The following is a 24,311-nucleotide window of genomic DNA, read 5'->3' on the forward strand; positions in this document are numbered from 1 at the left end:
ACAGAGCATGAATTTTCTTCTCGAAGGAATAAACCGGATGCAGGTGCAAAGCAACCTGTTTAACATGCAAAATGATGTAAAATGGCCTTAAAAACATAAAAACCGTGTAAAAATGATCTTTTTACACGGTTTTAAATATTTCTTCTGATTGAATCAGCGTCTGCGTTGCGGTGGAGCGAACAAAGAGGTGAGGGAGGCTACCAGCAACTCAAGAGCTTGTTCAGGCTTGCGTTGTCCGGTTTTGATGCCGATTTCAGCTTCCATAACGATATCGAACAACCTTGCAATACGTATCGGCCCTAACCGCTGGGCAAGAGCCTGTTTTTGTTTCTTTACGAAAGGAGGCAGGCGAACTTCGGAGTCCTCGCCATGAATCATCATCCACAGGGCGCGGGCTTCACGGGTCAACGATGCGGTAAGCATGAAGATCATGGAATCTTTTTCGCTGTGGTTGGTCAGCACTCTGCGCCAGATTTCCACCGGGTCGCCGCCTTCGGACATGGAGCGCATGAAGGCGAAGAAATCCATCTCTTCGGAATGGGCGATGAGGCCCACATGTTCCATGAGAATTTTGCGATCCGGACCGGCGGCAAGATCAAGCTTGTCCAGCTCTAGACGTGCTGCACGGGCATCCTTGGGTAAGGCTTGGGAAAGTGCATTCAGGACCGGGCTATCAATGTGCAAGTCGTTGGCCCGTGCCCATTTGCCCACAAAGCCGGAAATAGATTTCTGGTCCAGACCTGCTGATTTCCAGAACCATTTCTGTTTATCGGCGAATTTCCAGCATTGGCGCTTCTTAAGCACTGCCGGAACCGGGGCGGTTTTACCCTTCCATTGGCCTTCAAGGCAGATAAAGAGAAATGATGAGTTTGCAAGAGAGGCCAAGGCCTTATCAATATTCTTCCAGACTGCTACCTTGAGTTTATGGGCACGGCGCAGAACGATTACTTTGCTGGAACCGAAAAGGGTCTGCAGAGTCAAATCGTCCCAGAATTGCGGAGGCAGGTCTTCGTCCGCCCAGTATACTTTTTTCTCGTAGTCAGTGGCCCCGTGCTTTTCCTGTAGTTCGCCAATATTGGCGTGCAGCAGCTCTGCGTCAGGGCAGATGAGAAACATGTATCCGGGTCTGGACATGGAATTCCTTAAAAGAAAAATTAGTAAGCCTGATTCATGCGGTCTACAAGACGGCGGACCATGAGCTTGGTGACCAACTGTTGGGCTTCATCTTCCTGACCGGTGTAGTAGGACTCGGTTACTTCCATGGGGCCGGAGTTCCAGATCAGGGCTCCATCGGATGCACTGGTAACACTCATTTGAACCTTGAGGGTCATGTCATATTTCAAGGTCACGTCCTGATCTCCGAGAATACGGCTGCCGTCGGAAAGTTCCAGAATGCGGATGTTGATGAGTGCTTCAGCCTTGGATTTATCAGTCCAGACCAGCTGGCCGCGGCGGGTGATTTCATCACGGAGCATGGAGCGGATTTTAGGCTCAAGCCAGCGTTCAAGGGTGGGGTTTTCCACTTTGGCAATAGCTACTTCGCGGAATTGTTTACTGACCCTGTTCGGTTCAGTAGCAGAGTTATGGTAGCCGCAGGCAGAGACAGCAAAAACAACACACAGCAGCAGGACCAGCTTTTTCACAGAATTCATAATAACCACAGCTCTAACTCCTTGTTTTGCCTAAAGTGCTAGCACACCTTAACTTACGAAGCGGCGAAGCCTTAATAAAAGGTTTTGAAAAGGATGGGGTCTGGGGAAGGAAAAACTTTTGCAAAAGCTTTCCTTCCCCAGCCGCCGGAGGCAAACCTAGTTCGCCACAATATTAATCAACTTGCCGGGAACTACGATAACCTTGCGGATGGTTTTACCATCGGTGTGCTTGGTCACGTTTTCGTGGGCAAGTGCTGTTTTTTCAATTTCTTCCTTGGAAGCTGCAGCAGGCACGGAGAGTTTACCGCGCATTTTGCCGTTAACCTGAATGATGATCAGGATTTCGTCAGTTACCAGTGCATCTTCGTCGTGCTCGGGCCATGCTACTTCAGCGATGTAGCCTTCGTAACCCATGGCTGCCCAGAGTTCTTCGCAGATATGCGGAGCAATGGGAGAGAGTACGGTCAGCACGGTGCTGTATGCGGAAGAGAGCGCGAAACGGCCGTCTTCGGATTCCATGAGCTTGTCTTTGAGAGAGTAAATCTCGTTGACCAGTTCCATGGTTGCAGCAATGACGGTGTTGAACTGGAATTTGTTCTCCATGTCACGGCTTGCGCGCTTGACGGTTTCGTGTTCCTTGAGGCGCAGCTTCTTGGCATCGGCAGAGAGTTCCATGGAAGGCTTGGCACATGCGCCGGTTGCGCTGAGCTTACCTTCGAACTCTTCAGCAAGTCTCCAGATTCTGTTCAGGAAGCGATGCGCTCCTTCCAGACCCTGATCAGACCATTCGAGATCTTTTTCAGGCGGGGAAGCGAAAAGGATGAACAGTCTGGTTGCATCTGCACCGTACTTGTTAATCATGGCGTTGGGGTCGACAACGTTGCCCTTGGATTTGGACATCTTGGCGCCGTCCTTGAGGACCATGCCCTGAGTGAGCAGGTTCTTGAACGGTTCGCTGAGTTCGGTATAACCCTCGTCGCGCAGGATCTTGGTGAAGAATCTTGCGTAGAGCAGGTGCAGGATGGCGTGTTCGATTCCGCCGATGTACTGGTCAACTGGTGTCCAGTATTCGAGGGATTTGCTGTCAAAAGGAGCATCAGCCTTGCGGGAATCGGTATAGCGCATGAAGTACCAGGAGGATTCCACGAAGGTATCCATGGTGTCGGTTTCACGCTGGGCCATCTTGCCGCATTTGGGACAGGCAACCTTGTGGAAGCTTTCCATATCCGGCAGCGGAGAACGTCCGTCTTCGTTCATTACTGCATCTTCGGGCAGTACGACGGGCAGTTCCTGTTCGGGTACGGGTACAATACCGCACTCATCGCAGTAGATAACCGGAATGGGGGAACCCCAGAAACGCTGGCGGGAAATGTTCCAGTCACGCAGACGGTAGTTAATGGACTTTTTGCCTTTGCCGGACTTGCCGAGGAAATCGACAATTGCGCCCTTGGCATCTTCGTTAGGCATGCCGTCGAATTCACCTGAATTCACCAGCACACCGGGAGCGGTGTAGGCTTCTTCCATTTCAGCCACATTGAGGGTTTCACCTTCGGGCTGGATTACCACCTGTTTGGGCAGGTCGTACTTGCTGGCGAATTCAAAGTCGCGCTGGTCGTGTGCGGGAACAGCCATTACTGCGCCAGTACCGTAGCCCATGAGCACGAAGTTTGCCACGTAGATGGGCATTTTCTGGCCGTTGAGCGGGTTGATGCAGTATGCTCCGGTAAACACACCTTCCTTTTCAAGGTCGTCAGCACCGCGTACAATGCGGTCCATGTTGGAAACCTTTTTCACGAATTCGCGAACCTTGTCTGCTTCGGGCTTGCCTTCGATGAGCTTTTCCACCATGGGATGCTCGGCTGCCAGAGACATGAAAGTTGCACCGAAAAGGGTATCAGGACGGGTAGTGAAAACACTGATGGTTTCATCGACATCTTCAACCTGGAAGTCCAGTTCCGCACCGATTGATTTACCGATCCAGTTGCGCTGCATGGTGATAACGCGTTCAGGCCAGCCGCCTTCAAGCTCATTCAGGCTTTCAAGCAGTTCTTCGGCGTAATCAGTGATGCGCATGAACCACTGGGAAAGTTCCTTCTGGACAACTTCGGTGTCACAACGCCAGCACAGGCCCTCTTCAACCTGTTCGTTAGCCAGAACTGTATGACAGGTTTCACACCAGTTGACCGGGGACTTCTTGCGGTAAACCAGACCCTTTTCCAGAAATTTGAGGAAAAACTGCTGTTCCCATTTGTAGTAGCCGGGATGGCAGGTAGCCAGTTCGCGGCGCCAATCGTAGGAGTAGCCCAGACGTTTGAGCTGGGTACGCATGTCGTCGATGTTGGCGTAGGTCCACTCAGCAGGGTGGGTGTTGTGCTTGATAGCCGCGTTCTCAGCAGGAAGACCAAATGCGTCCCAGCCCATGGGGTGGAGCACGTTGAAGCCTTTCATGCGTTTGTAACGGGCAACAACATCACCGATTGAGTAGTTGCGTACGTGGCCCATGTGGATTTTCCCGGAAGGGTAGGGAAACATTTCCAGTACGTAGTACTTGGGACGGGACTCGTCGGCTTCCACGTCGAAAGCACCCTTCTCGGTCCATTCCTTCTGCCACTTGTTTTCAATCAATTCCGGTTCGTATTTCCCAAAACCCATTTGAAAATCCTTATATTAGGTGTTGCCGTAGGCAATTAGAAATTTTTCTCAACCTTGAACTTGCCGGTGTCGATGTCACGGGCTACTGCGTCGAGAATACCGTTGATGAAGTTACGGGAGTTGCCGTCACCGAACTTCTTAGCCAGTTCGATGCCCTCATTGATACCCACCTTGAGGGGGATGTCGGGCTTGTGGACCAGTTCGTATACGGCGAGTCGTAGGATCGCCAGTTCGACTTTTGCAATTCTTTCGATCTTCCAATGTTTGGAGTAGCGACCGATAACTTCGTCAAGTTCTTCCTGCGCATTCCAGATTCCGAGCAGCAACTCACGGGCGTAGAGGATCAGGTCTTCTTCGGTTTCCCTGATTACTGCGGGGCTCTGGTTGTAAATACGTTCAGTAGTCCATCCGCCGTGGGGAGGGACAAAACTTAAGCCGTACAATACCTGAAAAGCAAGTACGCGGCCTTTTCTTCGTAAACCTTTAGTCTGGGACATCTGCATCACTATCCTGCGGTTGCTGGTCGTAAGTGGTGTGCAACGCAAGATACATTTAAATTGTTATTTAAACAACACAACAGGCATACGGTCTCCGAACAGCGGGACGGAGACCGTATGCCTTCAAATTATGTTCAGTAATCAAGCCTGTTTCCGGAGAAACAGACTAGAAATTACAAGCTCTAGTTAAATCTGCTGCAGAACGCGAACAGTTTCCAGCATTGCGGAAGCTGCTTCAACGCCCTTGTTGCCTGCTTTGGAGCCGGCACGTTCAACCGCCTGATCAATGGTGTCGCAGGTCAGCAGGCCGAAACCGATAGGCAGGCCGTTGTCCATGCTTACCTGAGCAACGCCTTTTGCGCACTCATTGCAGACATAGTCAAAGTGGGGAGTTGCGCCGCGGATAACAGCACCGAGAACCACGATACCGTCATATTTGCCGGATTCAGCAAGCTTCTTGGTTACCACGGGAATTTCAAATGCACCGGGAACCTTGATCAGGGTCATGTTTTCTTTTTCGCAGCCGTGGCGGTGGAGGTAATCAACAGCTCCGCCGACCAGCCTGTCAACGATGATGTCGTTGAAACGACCTGCTACGAATGCGATTTTCAGACCTTTGGAGTCAAGCTGACCTTCAACGGTTTTAATATGATACATGGTGCTTCTCCCTTTTTATTTTTTATCTTCAAGATGATCCAGCATGTGGCCCATCTTATCTTTTTTGGTTTTCAGGTAATCGAGGTTTGCTGCGCAGGCATCCATTTCAATGGGCACACGCTCGGTAACTTCGAGACCGTAACCTTCGAGACCGACAATCTTTTTGGGGTTGTTGGTCATTAGTTTCATTTTGGTGATTCCGAGCTGGACCAGAATCTGTGCTCCGGTGCCGTATTCACGCAGGTCGGGCGCGAAGCCCAGTCTTTCGTTGGCTTCAACAGTGTCGCAGCCGAGATCCTGCAGGTGGTAAGCCTTGATCTTGTTGCCGAGGCCGATACCGCGGCCTTCTTGACGCATGTAGAGCAGTACGCCCTTACCTTCGTTGCGGATCATGCACATTGCGGAAGCAAGCTGATCGCCGCAGTCACACCGCTGGGAACCGAAAACATCACCGGTCAGGCATTCGGAGTGAACGCGGACCAGAACGGGTTCACCGGGCTGAACATCGCCCATGGTCAGGGCAATGTGGGTGCGGTTATCTTCGCTGGAATGGAAAGCGGAAGCCTTGAACTCGCCCCAGCGGGTGGGCAGTTCTGCATCTGCTTCGCGAGTGACAGTGTGGCTGCCGAATTTCATGCGGTATTTGATCAGGTCTTCGGTTGAGCAGATCTTGAGATCGTGCTGCTTGGCGTATTCTTTGAGGTCGGGGAGGCGGGCCATGGTGCCGTCGTCCTTCATGATTTCGCAGATTACGCCTGCGGGTTTCAGACCTGCAAGGCGGGCGAGGTCAACGCTGCCTTCAGTCTGTCCGGCACGGACCAGAACTCCGCCGTCTTTGGCGCGGAGGGGAAAAATATGGCCGGGAGTAACGATATCTTCGGGCTGTACGCCGTCTTTAACAGCAGCCAGAATGGTGGTGGCGCGGTCTGCAGCGGAAATACCGGTAGTCACGCCTTCACGTGCTTCAATGGAAACAGTGAAGTTGGTGCCGAACTGGGAGCCGTTGGACTGAGCCATAAGCGGCAGCTGCAGCTGGTCGATCATTTCGCCGGACATGGCGAGGCAGATAAGCCCTCTGCCGTGAGTAGCCATGAAGTTGATAATTTCAGGGGTCACTTTCTCTGCTGCGCAGACAAGATCACCTTCGTTTTCACGGTCTTCATCATCAACCATGATGACCATTTTACCTTCGCGGAGGTCCTCAATTGCTTCTTCAATAGTGCAGAAAGGCATATTCGTTATCCTCATTCTCCGGCGAGCGGAGTTCTTTTAAAAAAACACTGCTTGTTTAAACAAACAGGTCTGTCTTCATACATCAAAAAACAGAAAGGGTGAAATATGTTTTTTTATTATTTTATTTCAAATAGTTAAAATCCATTTTCGCGCAGGAAGTCCATTGTAAGCTTACTCTGGGGTTTGTCATCAGACTTTTGGCTGGTCCACGGGGCGACCATGCGTTCCACGTATTTGCCGATAACGTCGGTCTCTATGTTCACTTCATATCCCGGTGTCCAGAGCGAGATAGTGGTCTCTTGCTGTGTCTCGGGAATGATGTTCACCTCAAGGTAATCCTGTCCACAATCGTTAATGGTCAGGCTGATGCCGTCAAGGGCTACTGATCCTTTGGCTACCACATACTTGCCGTGTTCGATGGGAAACTTGATGCGGTAAATTTTGGATTCACCTTCAGGCCGTACGGATTCAACAGTGCCGAGGCAATCCACATGGCCGGAAACAATGTGCCCGCCCAGACGGTCACCCATGGCCAGCGCGCGTTCATAGTTGACCATGGAACCGCGCTTGAGGTTACCGAGGTTGGTCACCGACATGGATTCTTTACTGGCGTAGCAGGTAAACCAGCTGTCACTGTAAGTTTCAACAGTGAGGCAGACCCCGTTGATGGCGATGGATTCGCCTTTTTCGTAATTCTTGATATTAGACGCACTGACCTTGAAGCGGGTTTCATTGCCCCGGTTCTCGGCATTTTCAATGCGTCCTTTTCCCTGAATCAGTCCGGTGAACATGCTATTGTCCTTCGGGTTTAAAAACTATTTTTAAATCTCGGCCGCTTTGTTCAACGCGGCTGATGCGCAGATCCATGGCTTCACTGATAAGCACATTGTTTGAGCCTGCAAAATTCGGCCTGCCTTGCACATTACCAAGAATGCGCGGGGTCTGATACATGACGAATTCATCAACTAGCCCCTGTTCTGCAAGGGAGCAGGCCAGCTTGCCGCCGCCTTCACAGAGGGTGCGCAGCACCCCATGCTTTTCGCGCAACATTGTGAAACCTTTCTCAAGTATAAGACCTTTTTCGTCACAGGGAAGAGGCAAAACCTCAATTCCTTTATTTTTTAATTCCGTGGCGGTCTTTGTAGCTTCCTGTTCTGCGCTGGTCCAGAAAATTGTGTCAGCAGCACGGGTGGTGGTCAGTGTAAAGTCATCGTGATTTTGCGGGAGATTGTTGGTGACAATCACGGCCTTGGGCTGACGGAATCCTTCAGGAAGGGAATCAAGCCGGCAATTGAGGCTGGGATTGTCTTCGCGCAAGGTATTGCCGCCCACTATCACTGCTCCGACCATGGAGCGCAAACGCTGCACGTCCTGAAAAGATTCCGGGCAGGATACTGCTTCCTGTGCTCCGGTGGCGCCAGCGATTTTACCGTCAATTGTGCAGGCCAGTTTGAGGATGGAGTAGGCCCGGTCCGTGAACTGCCAGCACAGGAAATCAGAGATCAGGTCTTTGCATTGTTCTTCAAGTACTCCCTGATCAACTTTCACGCCCTTGGATTCGAGATATTCAATACCCCCGGCAGCCTTGGGGTTGGGGTCACGGGTACCGACCACAATGTGGGGGATGCCCGCCTCAAGGATACCTTCGGTGCAGGGCGGGGTCTTGCCGTGATGGTTGCATGGTTCCAAGGTCACGTACATGCAGCATTTGCTCATATCCACGCCTTTGGACTTGGCATCGGCAATGCACTCCCGTTCGGCGTGTAGTCCGCCGCAGAACATATGGTAACCCTCGGCTACAATTTGTCCGTCACGGACCATTACTGCGCCGACTGTTGGATTCGGTGCGGTGCGGTTGCGGCCGCGCATGGCGAGCTCCACTGCGCGGGCCATGAAGCCTTCTTCCGGGCTATTTATCGGATTCAAGAAAAGCAAATTTAACTCCGGCTTCTTTGAGCATTTGTTCGGAAAGTTCGTCCGGGTAACTTTCGGAGCAGTAAATTGCAGTTACTCCCGCGTTGATCAGCATTTTAGTGCAGATCAGGCAGGGCTGGGTGGTGCAGTAAATTTCCGCGCCTTTCATAGAAACGCCGTGAGTTGCGCACTGGATGATTACGTTCTGTTCAGCGTGAAGGCCGCGACAGAGTTCATGGCGTTCACCGGAGGGGACACCCATTTTTTCGCGGATGCAGCCTACATCGGCGCAGTGGGCAGTGCCCGACGGCGGCCCGTTGTAGCCGCTGGCGAGGATGCGTTTGTCCAGCACGGCTACTGCGCCGACCTTGCGGCGGGTGCAGGTTGAACGTTCCGCAACAAGGTGCGCGATGTTCATGAAATAGTCTGGCCAAGGCATTCTGTTGTCCATTTTATGCTCCCTCTTTGAAGCTGAGAAAACGGACCCGAAAATTCGGGCCCGTTTTTATTGGTATTATGTTGCGCTTCGCGCTCTATATTGAACGCATTTGCCTCCGGCGGCTTAAGCCCTTTTGTTAGGCTTCGCCGCTTGGCTGGCAAATCTTGCGATCTTAGTATGCGAAGAGTGGGTAGTCTTTTGCGAATTCGGCTACTTCTTTGCTGATCTGGTTCAGCTTGGTTTCGTTGCCGATGGAGTCAATGGCGGCGGTGATCCAGCCTGCGACTTTTACCATCTCTTCTTCTTTCATTCCGCGGGTGGTCAGAGCCGGGGTACCGATACGTACGCCGGAAGTCACGAACGGGGAACGGGTTTCAAAGGGGATGGTGTTCTTGTTGACGGTGATGCCTGCTTCATCAAGAGCATGTTCGGCGTCTTTACCGGTGATGTCCTTGTTAGTCAGGTCCAGCATCATCAGGTGGTTGTCAGTACCGCCGGATACGAGGTCGAAGCCTGCATCCATGAGGTTTTTGGCCAGAGCCTGCGCGTTGGCAACAACCTGTTTCTGGTATTCAACGTAGGAAGGCTTGAGTGCTTCACCGAAAGCAACCGCTTTAGCTGCGATTACGTGCATGAGCGGGCCGCCCTGAATACCGGGGAAAATGTTGGAGTTCAGTGCCTTGCCGTGTTCCTCGGTGGAGAGGATCATACCGCCGCGGGGACCGCGCAGGGTTTTGTGGGTGGTGGTAGTGGTGTAGTGTGCGTGCTCGATGCAGGAGGGGTGTACGCCTGCTGCGATGAGACCCGCGATGTGAGCCATGTCCACCATGAGAACCGCGCCTACTTCGTCGGCGATCTGGCGGAAGCGGGCGAAGTCGATGATGCGGGGGTATGCGGAAGCACCGGCAATGATCATCTTGGGTTTGCACTCTTTGGCAATCTCAAGGACATTGTCGTAGTTGATAGTCTTGGTCTCAGGATCAACACCGTAGAATTTGATGTCGAAGAGCTTGCCGGAAAAGTTAACCGGGGAACCGTGGGTCAGGTGACCGCCGTGGGAGAGGTCCATGCCGAGTACGGTGTCGCCGGGCTTGAGAGCCGCAAAGTAGACAGCCATGTTGGCCTGTGAACCGGAGTGGGGCTGTACGTTTACGTATTCGCAGCCGAAAATTTCTTTTGCACGGTCACGGGCGAGGTCTTCTGCGAGGTCGACATATTCACAACCGCCGTAGTAACGCTTGCCAGGGTAACCTTCAGCGTACTTGTGGGTCATTACACTGCCCATGGCCTGACGGACCGCTGTGGAGGTAAAGTTCTCCGAAGCGATGAGTTCAAGCTTGGTCATCTGGCGGGTTACTTCCTGTCCAATGGCAGCCGCTACTGCCGGGTCTTTCATCATCAGTTCTTCCATGACAAGCTCCAGTTAAAATTTTTTATTTGTTGCGGGGTAGCGCGCTACCCCGCAACAAATTGAATTGATTCTTATTCTTCGAATTTCTTAAACAGCATGCAGCCGTTGGTTCCGCCGAAGCCGAACGAGTTGCTCAGTACATAGTTGACCTGCTGCTCACGCTTACCGTCTGCGCAGTAATCGAGATCACAGTCAGGATCAGCTTCGATCTGGTTTGCAGTACCGGGAATGATTCCGGTTGCGAGGGTCTTAACAGCAAAAGCTGCTTCAACACCGCCTGCACCACCGAGGAGGTGGCCGATCTGGGATTTGTTTGCGCTGATGGCGATATTCTTAGCGTGGTCACCGAAGACCTTATGGATGGCCTTGGTTTCGCAGAAGTCGTTCAGTTTGGTGGAAGTACCGTGGGCGTTGATGTGATCGATCTCAGAAGGATCAACTTTGGCTTCACGGATAGCTGCGTTCATGGCCCGGGCCATGCCTGCGCCGTCTTCCGGCGGTGCGGTCATGTGGTAGGCATCGGAAGATGCACCGAAGCCCACAACTTCAGCAAGAATCTCAGCGCCGCGTTTCTGTGCGTGCTCAAGGGATTCCAGCAGAAGCAGACCAGCACCTTCACCCATGACAAACCCGTCACGTCCGGCATCAAAGGGACGGGATGCGGTTTCAGGATCGTCATTGCGGGTGGAGAGAGCCTTCATGGCGGTGAATCCGGCAAAACCCAGAGGGGTGATGGTGGATTCAGCACCACCGCAGATCATTACATCGGCGCGGCCGAGCATGATGTCGGTGTACGCCTGACCGATGGCGTGAGTACCGGATGCACATGCAGTACACATGCACAGGTTCGGACCCTGCGCTTCGGCAAAGATGGAAACCTGACCGGCAGCCATGTTGCCGATAATGATCGGGATGAAGAAGGGGGTGATTTTCTTGGGGCCGGTTTTCATCAGTTTGGAATGCTGCTTCTCGATAGTATCGAGGCCGCCGAGACCTACACCGATGACAACTCCGGCACGTTCACGATCGTCCCCTTCAAGCTTGAGTCCGGTGGACTCCATAAGCATCTGGTTGGCTGCCACAGCGAACTGTGTGAACCTTTCCATACGCTTGGCCTGCTTGTGGGGGATGAATTCTTTAGCGTCAAAGCCTTTGACTTCACCTGCGATGCGGGCGGTAAATTCGCTGGCATCAAAGGAGGTAATTTCGGCAATACCGGACTTGCCTGCAAGCAGGTTGTCCCAGCTGGTATCGATGTCATTACCAATGGGGGTGATGGCGGAAACGCCTGTTACTACTACCCTGTTCATATATTTAAACCTGTAAAATATGTTGGGGTTAATCTTTTTGGAGGGTCATACAAAAGGAGCGCCTTACGCCCGTGAGGAGCAATAAGGCGCTCTTTTTAAAAACCCTTGTAAGCAATCAGTCTACTGCTTGCTTTCTACGAATGCGATTGCATCCTTAACTTTGAGGATCTTCTGAGCTTCTTCGTCTTCGATTTCAACGTCGAACTCTTCTTCCATAGCCATGATGAGTTCGGTCAGGTCGAGAGAGTCAGCGCCGAGATCTTCAACAAAAGATGCTTCGTCTTTAATTTCGTCTTCGGATACGCCAAGCTGGTCTACGATAATTGCTTTTACTTTTTCAGCTGCGGACATAGTCCCCTCCAAATCATTATTTTAGTGTTTCTTAATTACATGTACATCCCGCCGTTAACAGCGAGAGTCTGGCCTGTGATATAACCGGATTCGTCCTTGGCAAGGAATGAAACCGCGTTTGCTATATCATCGGATGTGCCGAGTTTTTTCAGCGGTATGTTGTCCATCATCTGCGCCATGACTTTTTCAGGCAGTTCTGCGGTCATGTCGGTCTGGATAAATCCCGGAGTAACGGAATTCACAGTGACACCACGCGGAGCAAGTTCAATGGCGCTGGCCTTGGTCAGCCCGAGGAGGCCGGCTTTGGCCGATACGTAGTTGGCCTGTCCTGCATTACCGGCCTGTCCAACTACAGAGGAAATGTTGATGATCCTTCCGTAACGCTGTTTCATCATGATCTTTGCGGATTCACGCAGGCAGGTGAAAGCGCCAGTCAGGTTGATGTCGAGGACTTTGTCCCAGTCTTCATCCTTCATGCGGACCAGAAGTCCATCGCGGGTGATTCCGGCGTTGTTCACCAGAACATCCAGCTTTACTTTACCTTTGATCTCTTCCTTGAAAAAGGAAGCTACAGCTTCACGGTCAGAAGAATCAAGCTTGAATGAGCGGGCCTTGCCGCCTGCAGCTTCAATTTCAGCGCAGACTTTTTCGGCTCCGTCGGGGCGGCTTACGTAGGTGATGATCACTTCAAAGCCGTCTTTGGCGAGCCTCTTGGCGCAGGCTTCTCCGATTCCTCTGGAACCGCCCGTTACAAGGGCGGTGCTTGGCAGTTCACTCATTTACTTCCCTCTATGTTAAATTAATCTAGTCCTGCGTCTCATAGCCTAAAGCGGCTGTGACTGCAAATTTAATCTAAATTAATTTGTTTAAACATACATGTGCGTTTGCACTATGTTGTTTTTCCCTTTTATACAGAGGTGTTGTTAAAATTCAGTTAAAAATAGCAGAATTTTACAAAACACCGCATTAAAACTGGATCAAAGAAGATCCCCAGGTCAGGCCGCCGCCAAAGGTGGCCAGAAGGACCAGATCTCCGTCCTTAATGAAGCCGGACTCTCTTGCGTCGGCAAGTGCGATGGGAATTGATGCGGCAGAAGTGTTGCCGAATTTATCCACATTCGCAAAAACCTTTTCGCGTTCGATTCCCAGCTTTTTGCCCACGGCCTCGATGATGCGCATGTTGGCCTGGTGGGGCAGCAGTACGTCCACGTCTTCAATGGTCAGCCCCTGTCTCTCAAGTATTTCATTGGAAATGGAGGTCATGGAGCGTACTGCGTGTTTGTAAATTTCACGTCCCTGCATTTCCACAAAGTTCTCAACGCCTACGGTATCCCCCTTTTTGTAGGGGTAGGCGGAACCTGCACCTTTAATGGTCAGGTTCATGCCCGGACCGCCGTCGGCGCGGACGAGGGTGTCGAGTACTTTTCCGGGTTCTCCATCAGTGCCAGCAGTCATTACCGCAGCGCCTGCGCCGTCTCCAAAGAGTACGCAGGTGGAACGGTCTTCCCAGTTGACTCGGCTGGTGACGACTTCAGAACCGCAGACCAGAATTTTTGCAGAGGGATCGAGATTGATGAGTGCCCGGGCCACCTCAACAGCGTATACAAAACCGGAGCAGGCCGCGGAAAGGTCCATGGCTGCCCTGTTTTTGATACCCAGCCGCTCCATGAGCAGGCAGGATGTGGTGGGAACAGGCATATCGCCGGTGAAGGTGGCGATGATTACGTGGGTGAGTTCTTCCGCTTCCATGCCTGCGGCCTTGAGGGCTTTTACAGATGCCTCATAAGCAAGGTCCAGGCATGTTTCGTCTTCAACAACGTGGCGCTGTTTGATTCCGGTGCGGGTGGTTATCCATTCATCGTTGGTATCAACGAATTTTTCAAGATCACTGTTAGTGTATAGCCGCTCAGGGACATGGAAACCAAGGCCCCTGATGTGTGAGAAAGTACTCATTACGCCATTCCTGTTTTAGGATGGAAAGGGAGCGATTTTCCGGGGTGATGCGCCTACTGTCCGAATAATGGACCGCAGGAAGTCCGCTCTGGTGTTGCGCCCGTCAAAGCATTTGAGGGCGTCACACTAGAATTTAGGTGCGGTGATTTCCTTATGTGCGGCCAAACCTTCTTTCAGGTGGGCGACAGCATCGTTTTTGACAAAGGTGGCAGCCATTTCAATGGCTTTTTCCACTGCCCGGGAATCGGCTTTACCGTGGCAGACAAGGACAATTCCTTTCAGTCCGAGGACCGGAGCTCCGCCGTACTCAGACTTATCTAACAGTCTACTGAATCTTTTAAAAGCTTTCATTGCGAGCATGGCTCCCAGCTTGGAAACAATGTCGCGCTTGAGTTCGCCTTTCAGCAGGCTGCCGAAACTGTGGGCCAGCCCTTCAGCCAGCTTGAGAGCCACGTTGCCCACGAATCCGTCACAAACGGCAATATCAACATCTCCGGTAAAGATATCCCGTCCTTCGATGTTACCCATAAAATTCAAGGAAGAATTTTTGAGCATATCATAGGTGGTCTTTACCAGTGTGTTGCCTTTGCCTTCCTCTTCACCGATGGTCAAAAGACCGATGCGCGGGTTCTGATAACCCAGCACGTCACGGGCCAGTACGTCAGCCATGAGGCCGAACTGGAAAAGGTGTTCCGGTTTGGAATCCACATTGGCACCTACATCAAGCAGGACCATGGGTTTCTTCTCGGTGGGCAGAATTCCGGCCATACCCGGACGCAGGACGCCCTTAATGCGACCGATGGTGAACATGCCGCAGGCAACAGTAGCCCCGGAGTTACCGGCACTGACAACACCGTCAGCCTTGCCCTCCTTGACCAGTCTGCATGCGACCTGAATTGATGAGTCCTTCTTCTTGCGCATTGCGTCGGCAGGCTTGTCTTCCATTGTGACAACCTGAGAAGCGTGGACAATATCAATAGCACATGATCCGGTATCAAGCTTTTCAAGCTCGGACCGGATCATGTGCTCATCACCTACCAGCGTAATCGGGAGTCCCGTTTTGGCGGCATTCACCGCTGCGGGGACAATAACCGAAAGACCGTAGTCGCCACCCATGGCGTCTACGGCAATGCGGGGTATTATGCTAGGCATCTTCGGAATTGATTACCTGACGACCTTTGTAGGAACCGCAAGAAGAGCAAGCTCTGTGAGGGATGATGGGTTCACCGCACTCGCAGTATACTACGTTGGGGGTTGCTACGTGGTCGTGGGAACGACGCATGTTTCTGCGGGATTTGGAAGTTTTCTTTTTCGGCTGTGCCATGACTAAGTCTCCTAAAGAGTTTTTTTTAAAGCCGATCCGTGCGGACCGGAATTTAGTTCTTTATCTTAAGATTGCGGAAAACCGCAAGCCTTGGATCGCCCTCATCCTGCTCGCATTCGCATCCGCCTTTGTTAAGGTCGGCTCCGCACTTGGCGCAAAGTCCCTTGCATTCTTCTTTGCAAAGAGGCTTGATCGGAAGTGCCATTACGAAATGCTCCCAGAGGAGGGCACCGATATCGATTTTGAGCCCTTCTTTGGTCTTTACAACGGGTGATTCTTCATCATCACCGTCTTCAGCGACCTGCTCATATTCCTCGAATTCGGTGGAAATATTGTGCTTGTAGTCTGCCGTGCATCTGTCGCATGCAATTGTCACGGAACCTTTGGTTCCACCTCTGACAAGGCATCCTTTGTCCTGAGGAAGGACATAGATTTCAGACACCAGCGCATCGCCGGGTTTGACTTCTACTTTGTACTGTTTCCATGCAGCGGACCAGAAATTCTGGTCCTCGAAAACAAAATTTTGTCCCTCTTCGGGGATGTCGTTTAATGTAATCCAGAGTTCAGACATATTTTTCCTCGCGGAAGGGTTTCCTATATGAGTTTTTTTTCTTCTGTCAAGGAAAAAGAGCTTGCATTTTCCAGAGCGAGCGTTTAAATGATACCTCTTTTGTTCGGGAAGAGCAATTTCCCTTGCGGGAATCCGCGCTTTCCGGCAATCTAAAAAAAGTGACTACCATCAAGGAGGTTCAACATGTCCCAGGTATGCGATATATGCGGTAAAGGTCCTCAGACTGGCAATAACGTTTCCCACGCTCACAACAAGACTAAGAGACGTTTCATGCCTAACCTGCAGAAAGTCCGCACTCAGCTTCCCAGCGGTGAAGTAAAAAGCATCAAAGCTTGCACCCGCTGCATCCGCTCCGGCGCTGTTGTTAAGCCCGTAGCTAAGAAAAAAGTAAGCTAAGCTTCTTTTTCATTTTTCGCACGATTCGTCGTGTAAAAAGCCCCGGTCATAATTATTTATGGCTGGGGCTTTTTTTTGATTCATTCTTATTCTGCCGCCCATCTGAGGGCTGCATCAAGCTCTTCCGCAGGGTAGGTTTTCACTTCCCCGCTAACCAATGCACCGGCAACCTTGGTTCCCCATTCCACCCATGTAGGGCCGCCGACAACGGCAAGCTTGTCAAAGTCATTGCGGTGGGCAAATCCGAATTTGGTATCCTCCCACATGGCCTTCAAATCCCAACCTTTGAAATTTTCATCCATGTAGAGCAGGGCTCTGCATTTGCCGTGTTCCGTAATTGTTTTTTGCAAGGCGGGAATCCAGACTTCGGTATAATCCTCGCCGGAAACTTTGCCGGTGGCTGTTACAGCCAGCATGGGGCCGCTGCTTTCTTTCATGATGGTGATCATGGTTTACTCCTGTGGGTTGTTCATTAAAAGAACTTGCAGCCAATTTATCACATCCGGTCAGGAATTAAAGGGCCAACTCGGAAAAACTGACTCAGGTCAATGAAACTGTATTAAGTAGGAGTATTTGTAACGCACGTAAGAAGGATTGTTTGCAAAATTATTCGAACTCAACCTGAACAGGAGCGTGCGGGTGAACTATCTTGATAAAATGAAAGGGGGCGGACAGTGCCCTCCGCAAACCAGCCTCAGTGAAATTTTTTGGTCATGGATCGGAGCATTTTGTGGAATCCTGCCCGTGGCTTTGCTTAACTACACTATTTTTTCCGCCACCGATCTGGTTTTCATTATCGGTTCCTTTGGAGCCTCAGCAGTACTGATCTACGGAGCCATAACCAGTCCTCTGGCCCAGCCTCGAAATCTTCTGGGCGGACATATTCTTTCTGCTCTTATCGGTGTGGCCTGCTACAAAATGTTTCCGAATCAGCTCTGGCTGGCGGCTCCTCTTGCTGTCGCCACAGCCATTGCGGTTATGCACGTTACCAAGACTCTGCATCCTCCGGGAGGTGCCTCCGCACTCATCGCGGTCATAGGCAGCCCCAAGTTGCATGTGTTGGGCTATTGGTATGCTGTGGTTCCGGTGGGTGTCAGCGCAACAATTATGTTGGTTGTGGCCGTACTGGTGAATAACATGGCTAAGAGCAGGCGATATCCTGTGTTTTGGTACTAACTGAAAAGGGGAGTGTTTGCACAAACACTCCCCTTAATTTTTATACAGCTTCAAAAGCCTCTTTTCTGAACACTGACCTTTCGCGCAGCATCATCACTACCAGCAGTACTGCTCCTGCCGCATGCAGCCGCATGTCCGGCCAGAGCAGCAGGGTCGCTGTTCCCATGTAGAGCAACCTTTGACCGATATTCAGGGCGTAAGTGTTGAAGCCTTCAAAGAAGACCGCAAAGCAGAACAGGCCGGCTGTGGCGGTAACCACTGTCTCGGCAACCTGCCAGAGCGGTCCTTCGAACAGGATCGGGGTGTAGCAGAAGAGCAGGGGGATAATATAAAGCCCCTTGGCTATTTTCCATGATTCAAAGCCTGTTTCCAGTGGCTTGGAGCCGGATATACCCGATGCACTGTAGGCCGCGAGGCAGACTGGCGGGGTTACGTTGGCATCCTGAGAATACCAGAATATGAGCATATGAGCCGCGATAAGGCTTGTGCCGAGCATTTGCATAGCCGGGGCAGCAAGAACCGCCAGAACAATGTAGGAAGCGGTTACGGGTAGGCCCATGCCCAGTACTAGTGATGCTACCGCAACCATGACGATGGTCAGCAGCAGACTGTTGCCCGCGATCATGGTGATGAGCATGGAGAATTTGATGCCCATGCCGACCATGAGTACCACGCCGACAACGATACCGGAGCAGAGCAGGATAACCCCCGTGGTGACCATATTCTGGCCTCCGGCTGCAAGGGCGTCCATGATATCGCGCCCGGACATGCGGGTCTTGGGATTAAGCCAGCTGGAGACCACGATTGCGGCAATACCGCCACAGGCCGCAAATGTGGGGGTGAACCCGTACATAAGCAGCCCCATGAGCGCGCCGATAGGGATAAAGAAGTTCCAGCCCTCTTTCATAACCTGACCTATGCGCGGGATGTCCTCTTCGGGAATGGGTTTGATGCCCAGTTTTTTGGCTCGTAAATGGACGAAGAAAGCCACGCTGACAAAGTACATGATTGCCGGAATGAAGGCCACGCCGACAATAGTAAGATAGGGAATCTGGGTCCACTGGCTCATGATGAATGCACCGGCACCCATGATGGGGGGCATGAGCTGTCCTCCTGTGGAGGCTGCGGCCTCAACTCCTCCAGCAAATTTGCTGGGGAATCCGGTTTTTTTCATCATGGGGATGGTGATGGAACCTGTGCCCACAGTATTTGCTACCGCACTGCCGGAAACAGAACCCATGAAGCCGGAAGCAAAAACCGCCATCTTGGCCGGACCACCGATGGTACGGCCCATGGAAGCCATGGCCAGCTTGATGATGAATTCCCCAGCTCCTGATTTGATCAGGAATGAGGCAAAGAGCACAAACAGGAATACGAATGTACTCGAAATGGTTGCAATGGTTCCGAATATTCCATCCGGAGCAAAGTACATGCGGTAAAGCATGCGCTGGATGGTCACTCCCGGAAAATGCCAGAGCCCGTCCAGATATTGCCCGCCGCCAAGTCCGTAGGCCAGAAATATAACGGCCAGACAGGGGATGAGCAGTCCGGTGGTCCTGCGGGTAATTTCCATCAAAAGCACGATCGCCAAGCCTGCGGCAATAAGATCTGCCATGATCGGCACTTCGTTGCGCATGTGCAGGGCATCTTCGAAAAATACAAGATAAAGCCCGGTGGCAAAGGACAGAACCGCTAGAAAATAGTCAATGGGCAGGGTTTCACGGGCGTGTTTCTTAAGCATCGGGTATTGCAGGAAGCCGATGAAAAGCATGAAAGAGTAATGGACAGCATTGCGCTGAATCTCCGGCATGATGCCTATGGTATTGACCCAGAGATGGAACAGAGAACAGATGATGCCCGTGGCATAGAGTAATTTGGCAGTGTTGCCCTCGATTACACGTTTAATCGCAAGGGTTTCACCACCAGAATCTTTCTTAACTGCCGGCTTTGGGGAAGTCGTGTCAGTCATAAAATATCCTTGGAAAGAAAGTATGGGGTTGGTGGATTTGTCCACCAACCCCTAATCATTACTATTTAATTATACCGACTTCGCGGTAGAATTTTTCAGCACCGGGATGCAGGGGTGCGGGCAGGCCTGTGGTGGCGCGTTCGAGAGACATAGCCTTGGTTGCCTTGTGAATATTGTTCAGGAAAGGCAGGTTTTCGTAGATAGTCTTGGTTATTTTGTAGACCACTTCGTCAGGCAGATCAGCGCGGCAGGCCAGAAAGTTGGGCTGGGCGATGGTCTTGATGTCTTCCTTCTGGGAAGGATAGGTCCCGGCAGGAATTACGTAACGGTTCCAGATGGGGTAGGCTTTCTGGATTTCAGCAAGCTGTGCATCAGTGAATTCAAGCACGGTTACATCGTCAGAGCCGAGCTGGGCATAAAGCTGGGTGATGGCCGCTGCGGGAGGTCCTGCAGGGATGTTGGCCCCGGCAATACGGCCATCCATCATGGCCTGTGCGGAGGGAGTATAGCCGAGGAATTCAAGTACGAGATCCTTGTTTACATCCACACCCATGATTTTGAGCAGGGTGCGTCCGGAACCTTCGGTGCCGCTGCCGCGCTTGCCGATGGAAAATTTCTTGTCCAGACCCTTGAGGTCGGAGATGTCACCTTTCTTTACGTACTTGTTGAGCAGCGGGAAGTGTTCAACATTTTCCCAGAGCATGGTGATGGAGCGGAAATCCTTGAAGGCCTTGCCTTTGTAAGGACCTTCGCCTTTGTATGCATTAAGGCCGAAGAGAGCCTGCAGGATGGCGAGGTCCGCTTCTTTGTTCTTAAGCATCTGTACGTTTTCGCCGGAACCGGCGGAGTTGATTGCTGTAGCGGTTATCTTGTCGGCTTTGGCAAGCTTGATGCTGACCAGTGTTCCAATAGCGACACCAACAGGGTAGTAGGTTCCACCAGTTGTGGCGGTGGCAATGATCAGGTTCTTGTCGCTTGCCTGTGAAGGTGCAGTTGCAAAGGTCAGACAGAGCATGCAAGTTAAGATGAGGCACGAGAATTTTTTAAGCATTCTTCCTCCGAGGTTGGATGTTAATCTAGCGGATGTGTAATGTGTAGATCAATGGATTATGAGAGGGGTATAGTATAGAATGAATAAAAAATCCAGATTGGAGAATTTTTACGCTTTACAATTATTTAATGCTCTTGAATGTTGGAAAAAATATTATTGTATACGCTGAACAATGTATTGTGTAAATTGATTGTGGAATCAAAAGTTAGAGTTGTGTTGATTGCCTTGAGTGTTGTCTGGGGTCTTTAACACAGTCCGGATGCATGTCCGTCAGATCGGGGATCGCATCCTCCGCAGAGTGTACCCTTGTCCGCATCTCGCACTATAATTTGTCCCCGTCCGAAAAGAGTGCGCTTATAACCACTGCGCATTTCAAGGTCGTGCCCCATGGCAAATAGTTTTTTTACACTTTCGCTGGCAAGGCCTTCTTCCAGACAAACCCTGCCGCCAGCTTCCCCCGGTTCAATGCAGAAACGCAACCTGTTCAGGGCTTCTTGTGGGTCAGCCCCGTCATCAAGCATGGCTGAGATTACCTGCAAATGACCTTGCGGCTGCATAAACCCGCCCATGACCCCGAAAGTAGAGTGCAGGGATTTGTCTTTGCGCAGGCAGATGCCGGGGATGATGGTGTGGTAGCTGCGCTTGCCTCCGGCAATTACGTTGGGATGGTTTGGATCGAGAGAAAAGTTGTGTCCCCGGTTTTGCAGGGAAAAACCAAGCCCTTCCGGGACTATCCCGGTTCCGAATCCTAGGTAATTGGAATTGACCATAGAACAGCCGTTACCGTCCTTGTCCACAACGCAGAAGTATACAGTATCAGATGAATTGACCGGGACTCCGCTGGTATTGTCCAACTTGGCCCGATCCGGGAAAATCTGGGCAGCCCGTTTTGCTCCGTAGGACGGTGAGAGGAGTTTCTCCAGCGGTATTGAATAGTGCTGTGGATCAGCTACATGCAACCGTGCATCAGCAAAGGCCAGCCGCATGGCTTCGATAAGATGGTGCAACCGTTCCGGTGAATCAGGCGCGCCAAGCCCTGTTACATCGATATCCGCGAGAGTGTTCAGGGCCAGCAGGGCTGCTAAACCCTGTCCGTTGGGCGGGCATTCGTGAATTTCATATCCTCGGTAATTTACGCTGATGGATTTCTGAAACAGGCTTGAATGCGCAGCCATGTCTTCTATGGATAGAAAACCGCCGTTGTTGCGGACAACTTTGACTATTCTTTCCGCTATGTCACCAGTATAGAAAAGTTCTTTTGCTTTGGCGGGCGAACAGTCCGCCAGACGGGCAAGGGTCAGCCCCAGATTGCGATTGAGCATGATTTCACCGCAGCGGGGAGCTTTTCCGCTCAAAAGTAATTGTTCGCCGCCGGGGCTGTTACTCAGTATCTTGGCTCCCTCTTCCCAAAGTTGTGCGGTTACCGGGCTGACCGGAAAACCCTGCATTGCGTAACGAATGGCCGGAGTAAGAATAGTCGCAAGGTCAAGGGCCCCATGCTGTTCCACCAGATCGACCCAGAGTGCCAGCGCACCGGGGACGTTGACAGTCATGGCATGGCGCAGGGATAGTTCTCCAGAAATCCCCATTGCGGTGACTTTCTCTAGGGAAATATCCTCTGCGGATTTACCGGAACCGTTTAGGGCAAATACATTTTTTTTGTCCGCAGCATAATAGAGGGCAAATGCATCACCGCCCAGTCCGGTGCTACACGGCTCAACCACAGCAAGGGCTGCGGCAACTGCTATGGCAGCATCAGCGGCATTGCCTCCTTTACGAAGAATTTCCAGTCCTGCTTCAGTGGCCAGCGGCTGGCTGGAAGCAACCATACCCTTGGTGGCATATACCGGGGAACGGCGTGAATTAAAGGTGAATGCCGGGAGATGGTGTGTGGGAATTTCAAAAGCGGACATTTGGTTGCTCCGGTTGCATTGTTTCTCTTTGATGCAATGTTAGAAGCAATCGTAGGTAAAATGCAATAGTATACAGTTTGATGTGGGTGTTTACTCGCGACGTGTGTCGGAGAATAACTGCACCCGCTTCATTGTCTGTCTGATTGCTTTTGTTTTGCTTTTATGGCTATTGTTGCAGAATGTTGACATTTTTACGTGTTATTGTTTTGACATTTTGTCTCCTTTGCCGTTCCGTTGATACTTATGCGTCTGCTTTAAAGCTAATGGCTGAGGAGTACCCGCCATATAGCTACCTACAGGATGGTAAGCCTAAGGGGCTTTTTATAGATTTGGTTCACAGGATTCAGGAGAAGCTGGACGGGGAGTGCAGTGAGGTGAAATTTTATCCTTGGGCACGGGGATATAAGAAATTGCAGGCAGGAGAAGGAGATGTTCTTTTTCCCATGTGCATGACTACTGAACGCTCGACAATGTTTAAATTTGTAGGGCCTGTTTTTTGGGATGACATTTATTTTTACCGAAAGAAGGGCAGCAATATTGAACTGAAGAATTTTGATGATGCCAAAAAGGTCGGCAAGATAGCGGTGACTAGATATGATGTTTTTCACCAGAATCTAGCCAGTATGGGGTATACAAATCTCGATTTCAGCGCCTCCCCAAAATTTGATTTTATGAAGCTTCTCCGGGATCGTGTCGATCTTGTGCCTATGGGGCGGAAGGTTATTTCTTATTTTTTTGAACGGAATCCTGAACTCGATTTTAATATGCTTGAGCGGGTCGGTCCTCCTGTCTTTTTTACCTCCAACTACATCGCCTTTAGTATAGATACTCCTGACGAAATTGTGCGGAAGTGGCAGAGAGCCCTTGAGCAGTTGAAAAAAGAAGGGGAATGGTTGGAGATTGTAGATAAATACTTCCCTCCTGATTCAGTGGATTAATCCAATTTTGAGGATTGTTTGTCTTAACTAATGAAATGACTTACAGTTGTATTATGAGAATATTGCTTGCTTTTATTATTGTTGCTTTCATTTTTGTTTCTCAGGTTCCTGCCCGCGCTTCCGGTCTTTATGTAATGGCCGAACATTATCCTCCGTATAGTTTTCTTGAAAATGGCAAACCGGCCGGTTTTTTTGTTGAGTTGTTCAGGATGATTGAAGATAAGCTTGGCGAAAATCCAGTTAAGATCAATTTTTACCCTTGGGCCAGAGCTTATAAAAAATTAAAAAGAAACCGTGGTGATGTTCTTTTTCCCATGGCGATGAATGAGGAAAGGAAAAAACTGTTTAAGTTTGTCGGCCCAGTATTTTTGACCGATATATATTTTTATAAAAAGAAAGGAAATTGGATTCGGCTGGGCAGGATCGATGATGCGAAAAAGGTCGGCAAGATTGGAGTCACAAGGGATGATCTTTTTCACCAGAAACTTGTCGGTATGGGGTTTAAAAATTTAGAAGTAAGTACCTCTCAGCGGTCGGATTTTTTTAAGGTCCAGCGGGAAAGGGTTGATCTTGTCCCCATGGGGGATCGAACTATCGGCCTGTTTTTGGATGGAATACCTGAGCTTGGCATGAGCGATTTTGAACAGGTAGGCCCGGTAATTTTTACTTCGTCCGCTTACATAGCATTTTCTTCCACTGTCCCTGACGAGGTGGTCAGTAAGTGGCAGGCGGCTCTGGACGAACTGAAAGCTGAAGGGGAATGGTTGAGAATTATTGATAAATATTTCCCGCCGGATCAGGCGAAGTGATTTTCTGTAAGTCATAAAAAAGCTCCGTACATACCAAGATGTACGGAGCTTTTTTTTTAGGATTTATTTTTAGCTGTGCCTTACAGAGCGGCGAA

At 50.8% G+C, this 24,311-nt stretch carries 25 protein-coding genes; 4 read left to right on the forward strand and 21 right to left on the reverse strand.

The window, feature by feature from the left end:
- Nucleotides 1-153: 153 nt before the first annotated feature.
- The 17 genes from holA to ACO05Z_RS02600 form a co-directional block, all read right to left on the reverse strand.
- Nucleotides 154-1,134 (reverse strand): DNA polymerase III subunit delta, encoded by a 981-nt coding sequence (gene holA / locus ACO05Z_RS02520; RefSeq protein ID WP_421900187.1) that lies wholly within the window; start codon nucleotides 1,132-1,134, stop codon nucleotides 154-156.
- A 20-nt stretch (nucleotides 1,135-1,154) separates the two neighbouring features.
- Nucleotides 1,155-1,652: an LPS assembly lipoprotein LptE gene (gene lptE / locus ACO05Z_RS02525; RefSeq protein ID WP_421904154.1), complete on the reverse strand. Its 498-nt coding sequence runs from the start codon at nucleotides 1,650-1,652 to the stop codon at nucleotides 1,155-1,157.
- A gap of 156 nt (nucleotides 1,653-1,808) precedes the next feature.
- Nucleotides 1,809-4,304: a leucine--tRNA ligase gene (gene leuS, locus ACO05Z_RS02530; protein WP_421900189.1), complete on the reverse strand. Its 2,496-nt coding sequence runs from the start codon at nucleotides 4,302-4,304 to the stop codon at nucleotides 1,809-1,811.
- Between the two features lie 35 nt (nucleotides 4,305-4,339).
- Entirely contained in the window at nucleotides 4,340-4,807 is a 468-nt protein-coding gene (gene nusB, locus ACO05Z_RS02535) for a transcription antitermination factor NusB (RefSeq protein ID WP_421900191.1), read from the reverse strand.
- A 180-nt stretch (nucleotides 4,808-4,987) separates the two neighbouring features.
- On the reverse strand, nucleotides 4,988-5,458 hold the full coding sequence (gene ribE / locus ACO05Z_RS02540; protein ID WP_421900193.1) for a 6,7-dimethyl-8-ribityllumazine synthase: 471 nt from the start codon (nucleotides 5,456-5,458) through the stop codon (nucleotides 4,988-4,990).
- Between the two features lie 15 nt (nucleotides 5,459-5,473).
- Nucleotides 5,474-6,691 carry a bifunctional 3,4-dihydroxy-2-butanone-4-phosphate synthase/GTP cyclohydrolase II gene (locus ACO05Z_RS02545; RefSeq protein WP_421900195.1) on the reverse strand — a complete coding sequence of 406 codons (1,218 nt, stop codon included), beginning with the start codon at nucleotides 6,689-6,691 and terminating at the stop codon, nucleotides 5,474-5,476.
- Nucleotides 6,692-6,825: 134 nt separating this feature from the next.
- A complete protein-coding gene (locus ACO05Z_RS02550; RefSeq protein WP_421900197.1) occupies nucleotides 6,826-7,482 on the reverse strand; it encodes a riboflavin synthase in 657 nt (218 codons plus the stop codon).
- Nucleotide 7,483: 1 nt separating this feature from the next.
- The gene (gene ribD / locus ACO05Z_RS02555; protein ID WP_421904155.1) at nucleotides 7,484-8,617 is read right to left on the reverse strand and encodes a bifunctional diaminohydroxyphosphoribosylaminopyrimidine deaminase/5-amino-6-(5-phosphoribosylamino)uracil reductase RibD; all 1,134 of its coding nucleotides are present in this window, start codon (nucleotides 8,615-8,617) and stop codon (nucleotides 7,484-7,486) included.
- The gene (locus ACO05Z_RS02560; protein WP_421900199.1) at nucleotides 8,601-9,056 is read right to left on the reverse strand and encodes a deoxycytidylate deaminase; all 456 of its coding nucleotides are present in this window, start codon (nucleotides 9,054-9,056) and stop codon (nucleotides 8,601-8,603) included. The genes ribD and ACO05Z_RS02560 overlap by 17 nt, the downstream gene beginning before the upstream one ends.
- A 160-nt stretch (nucleotides 9,057-9,216) precedes the next feature.
- A complete protein-coding gene (gene glyA, locus ACO05Z_RS02565; protein WP_421900201.1) occupies nucleotides 9,217-10,455 on the reverse strand; it encodes a serine hydroxymethyltransferase in 1,239 nt (412 codons plus the stop codon).
- Nucleotides 10,456-10,526: 71 nt separating this feature from the next.
- A complete protein-coding gene (gene fabF, locus ACO05Z_RS02570; RefSeq protein ID WP_421900203.1) occupies nucleotides 10,527-11,765 on the reverse strand; it encodes a beta-ketoacyl-ACP synthase II in 1,239 nt (412 codons plus the stop codon).
- A 120-nt stretch (nucleotides 11,766-11,885) separates the two neighbouring features.
- The gene (locus ACO05Z_RS02575) at nucleotides 11,886-12,116 is read right to left on the reverse strand and encodes an acyl carrier protein (protein WP_320007440.1); all 231 of its coding nucleotides are present in this window, start codon (nucleotides 12,114-12,116) and stop codon (nucleotides 11,886-11,888) included.
- A 35-nt stretch (nucleotides 12,117-12,151) separates the two neighbouring features.
- Nucleotides 12,152-12,895, reverse strand: a complete 744-nt coding sequence (gene fabG, locus ACO05Z_RS02580) for a 3-oxoacyl-[acyl-carrier-protein] reductase (RefSeq protein WP_421900206.1) — start codon at nucleotides 12,893-12,895, stop codon at nucleotides 12,152-12,154.
- Nucleotides 12,896-13,082: 187 nt separating this feature from the next.
- Complete coding sequence (locus tag ACO05Z_RS02585; RefSeq protein WP_421900208.1) at nucleotides 13,083-14,069, reverse strand: beta-ketoacyl-ACP synthase III; 987 nt, start codon at nucleotides 14,067-14,069, stop codon at nucleotides 13,083-13,085.
- A gap of 126 nt (nucleotides 14,070-14,195) precedes the next feature.
- Nucleotides 14,196-15,221 (reverse strand): phosphate acyltransferase PlsX, encoded by a 1,026-nt coding sequence (gene plsX / locus ACO05Z_RS02590; RefSeq protein WP_421900210.1) that lies wholly within the window; start codon nucleotides 15,219-15,221, stop codon nucleotides 14,196-14,198.
- Nucleotides 15,214-15,393, reverse strand: a complete 180-nt coding sequence (gene rpmF / locus ACO05Z_RS02595; RefSeq protein WP_015850548.1) for a 50S ribosomal protein L32 — start codon at nucleotides 15,391-15,393, stop codon at nucleotides 15,214-15,216. The genes plsX and rpmF overlap by 8 nt, the downstream gene beginning before the upstream one ends.
- Nucleotides 15,394-15,445: 52 nt before the next feature.
- Entirely contained in the window at nucleotides 15,446-15,964 is a 519-nt protein-coding gene (locus ACO05Z_RS02600; RefSeq protein WP_421900212.1) for a YceD family protein, read from the reverse strand.
- Nucleotides 15,965-16,147: 183 nt separating this feature from the next.
- On the opposite strand from ACO05Z_RS02600, the gene rpmB reads away from it, so the two are divergent.
- Nucleotides 16,148-16,360 carry a 50S ribosomal protein L28 gene (gene rpmB, locus ACO05Z_RS02605; RefSeq protein ID WP_421900214.1) on the forward strand — a complete coding sequence of 71 codons (213 nt, stop codon included), beginning with the start codon at nucleotides 16,148-16,150 and terminating at the stop codon, nucleotides 16,358-16,360.
- An 86-nt stretch (nucleotides 16,361-16,446) separates the two neighbouring features.
- Here rpmB and ACO05Z_RS02610 read toward each other — a convergent pair whose 3' ends face one another.
- On the reverse strand, nucleotides 16,447-16,809 hold the full coding sequence (locus ACO05Z_RS02610) for an STAS/SEC14 domain-containing protein (RefSeq protein WP_421900216.1): 363 nt from the start codon (nucleotides 16,807-16,809) through the stop codon (nucleotides 16,447-16,449).
- Nucleotides 16,810-16,999: 190 nt separating this feature from the next.
- Here ACO05Z_RS02610 and ACO05Z_RS02615 point away from each other — a divergent pair, with 190 nt between their 5' ends.
- Nucleotides 17,000-17,536, forward strand: coding sequence for an HPP family protein (locus ACO05Z_RS02615; protein WP_421900218.1), 537 nt, complete (start codon nucleotides 17,000-17,002; stop codon nucleotides 17,534-17,536).
- Between the two features lie 40 nt (nucleotides 17,537-17,576).
- Here the strand turns inward: ACO05Z_RS02615 and ACO05Z_RS02620 are convergent, their stop codons facing one another.
- From ACO05Z_RS02620 to ACO05Z_RS02630, 3 genes are all read right to left on the reverse strand, one after another.
- Entirely contained in the window at nucleotides 17,577-19,505 is a 1,929-nt protein-coding gene (locus ACO05Z_RS02620; RefSeq protein WP_421900220.1) for a TRAP transporter permease, read from the reverse strand.
- A 61-nt stretch (nucleotides 19,506-19,566) separates the two neighbouring features.
- On the reverse strand, nucleotides 19,567-20,556 hold the full coding sequence (locus ACO05Z_RS02625) for a TAXI family TRAP transporter solute-binding subunit (RefSeq protein ID WP_421900222.1): 990 nt from the start codon (nucleotides 20,554-20,556) through the stop codon (nucleotides 19,567-19,569).
- 245 nt (nucleotides 20,557-20,801) lie between these two features.
- Nucleotides 20,802-22,469 (reverse strand): gamma-glutamyltransferase family protein, encoded by a 1,668-nt coding sequence (locus tag ACO05Z_RS02630; protein ID WP_421900224.1) that lies wholly within the window; start codon nucleotides 22,467-22,469, stop codon nucleotides 20,802-20,804.
- A 263-nt stretch (nucleotides 22,470-22,732) separates the two neighbouring features.
- On the opposite strand from ACO05Z_RS02630, the gene ACO05Z_RS02635 reads away from it, so the two are divergent.
- A complete protein-coding gene (locus tag ACO05Z_RS02635; RefSeq protein WP_421904156.1) occupies nucleotides 22,733-23,407 on the forward strand; it encodes a substrate-binding periplasmic protein in 675 nt (224 codons plus the stop codon).
- 53 nt (nucleotides 23,408-23,460) lie between these two features.
- Nucleotides 23,461-24,216 carry a substrate-binding periplasmic protein gene (locus tag ACO05Z_RS02640; RefSeq protein WP_421900226.1) on the forward strand — a complete coding sequence of 252 codons (756 nt, stop codon included), beginning with the start codon at nucleotides 23,461-23,463 and terminating at the stop codon, nucleotides 24,214-24,216.
- Nucleotides 24,217-24,311 lie beyond the last annotated feature (95 nt).

Source organism: Maridesulfovibrio sp. (assembly GCF_965230075.1).
In the GTDB taxonomy this organism is placed as follows: Bacteria; Desulfobacterota; Desulfovibrionia; order Desulfovibrionales; family Desulfovibrionaceae; genus Maridesulfovibrio.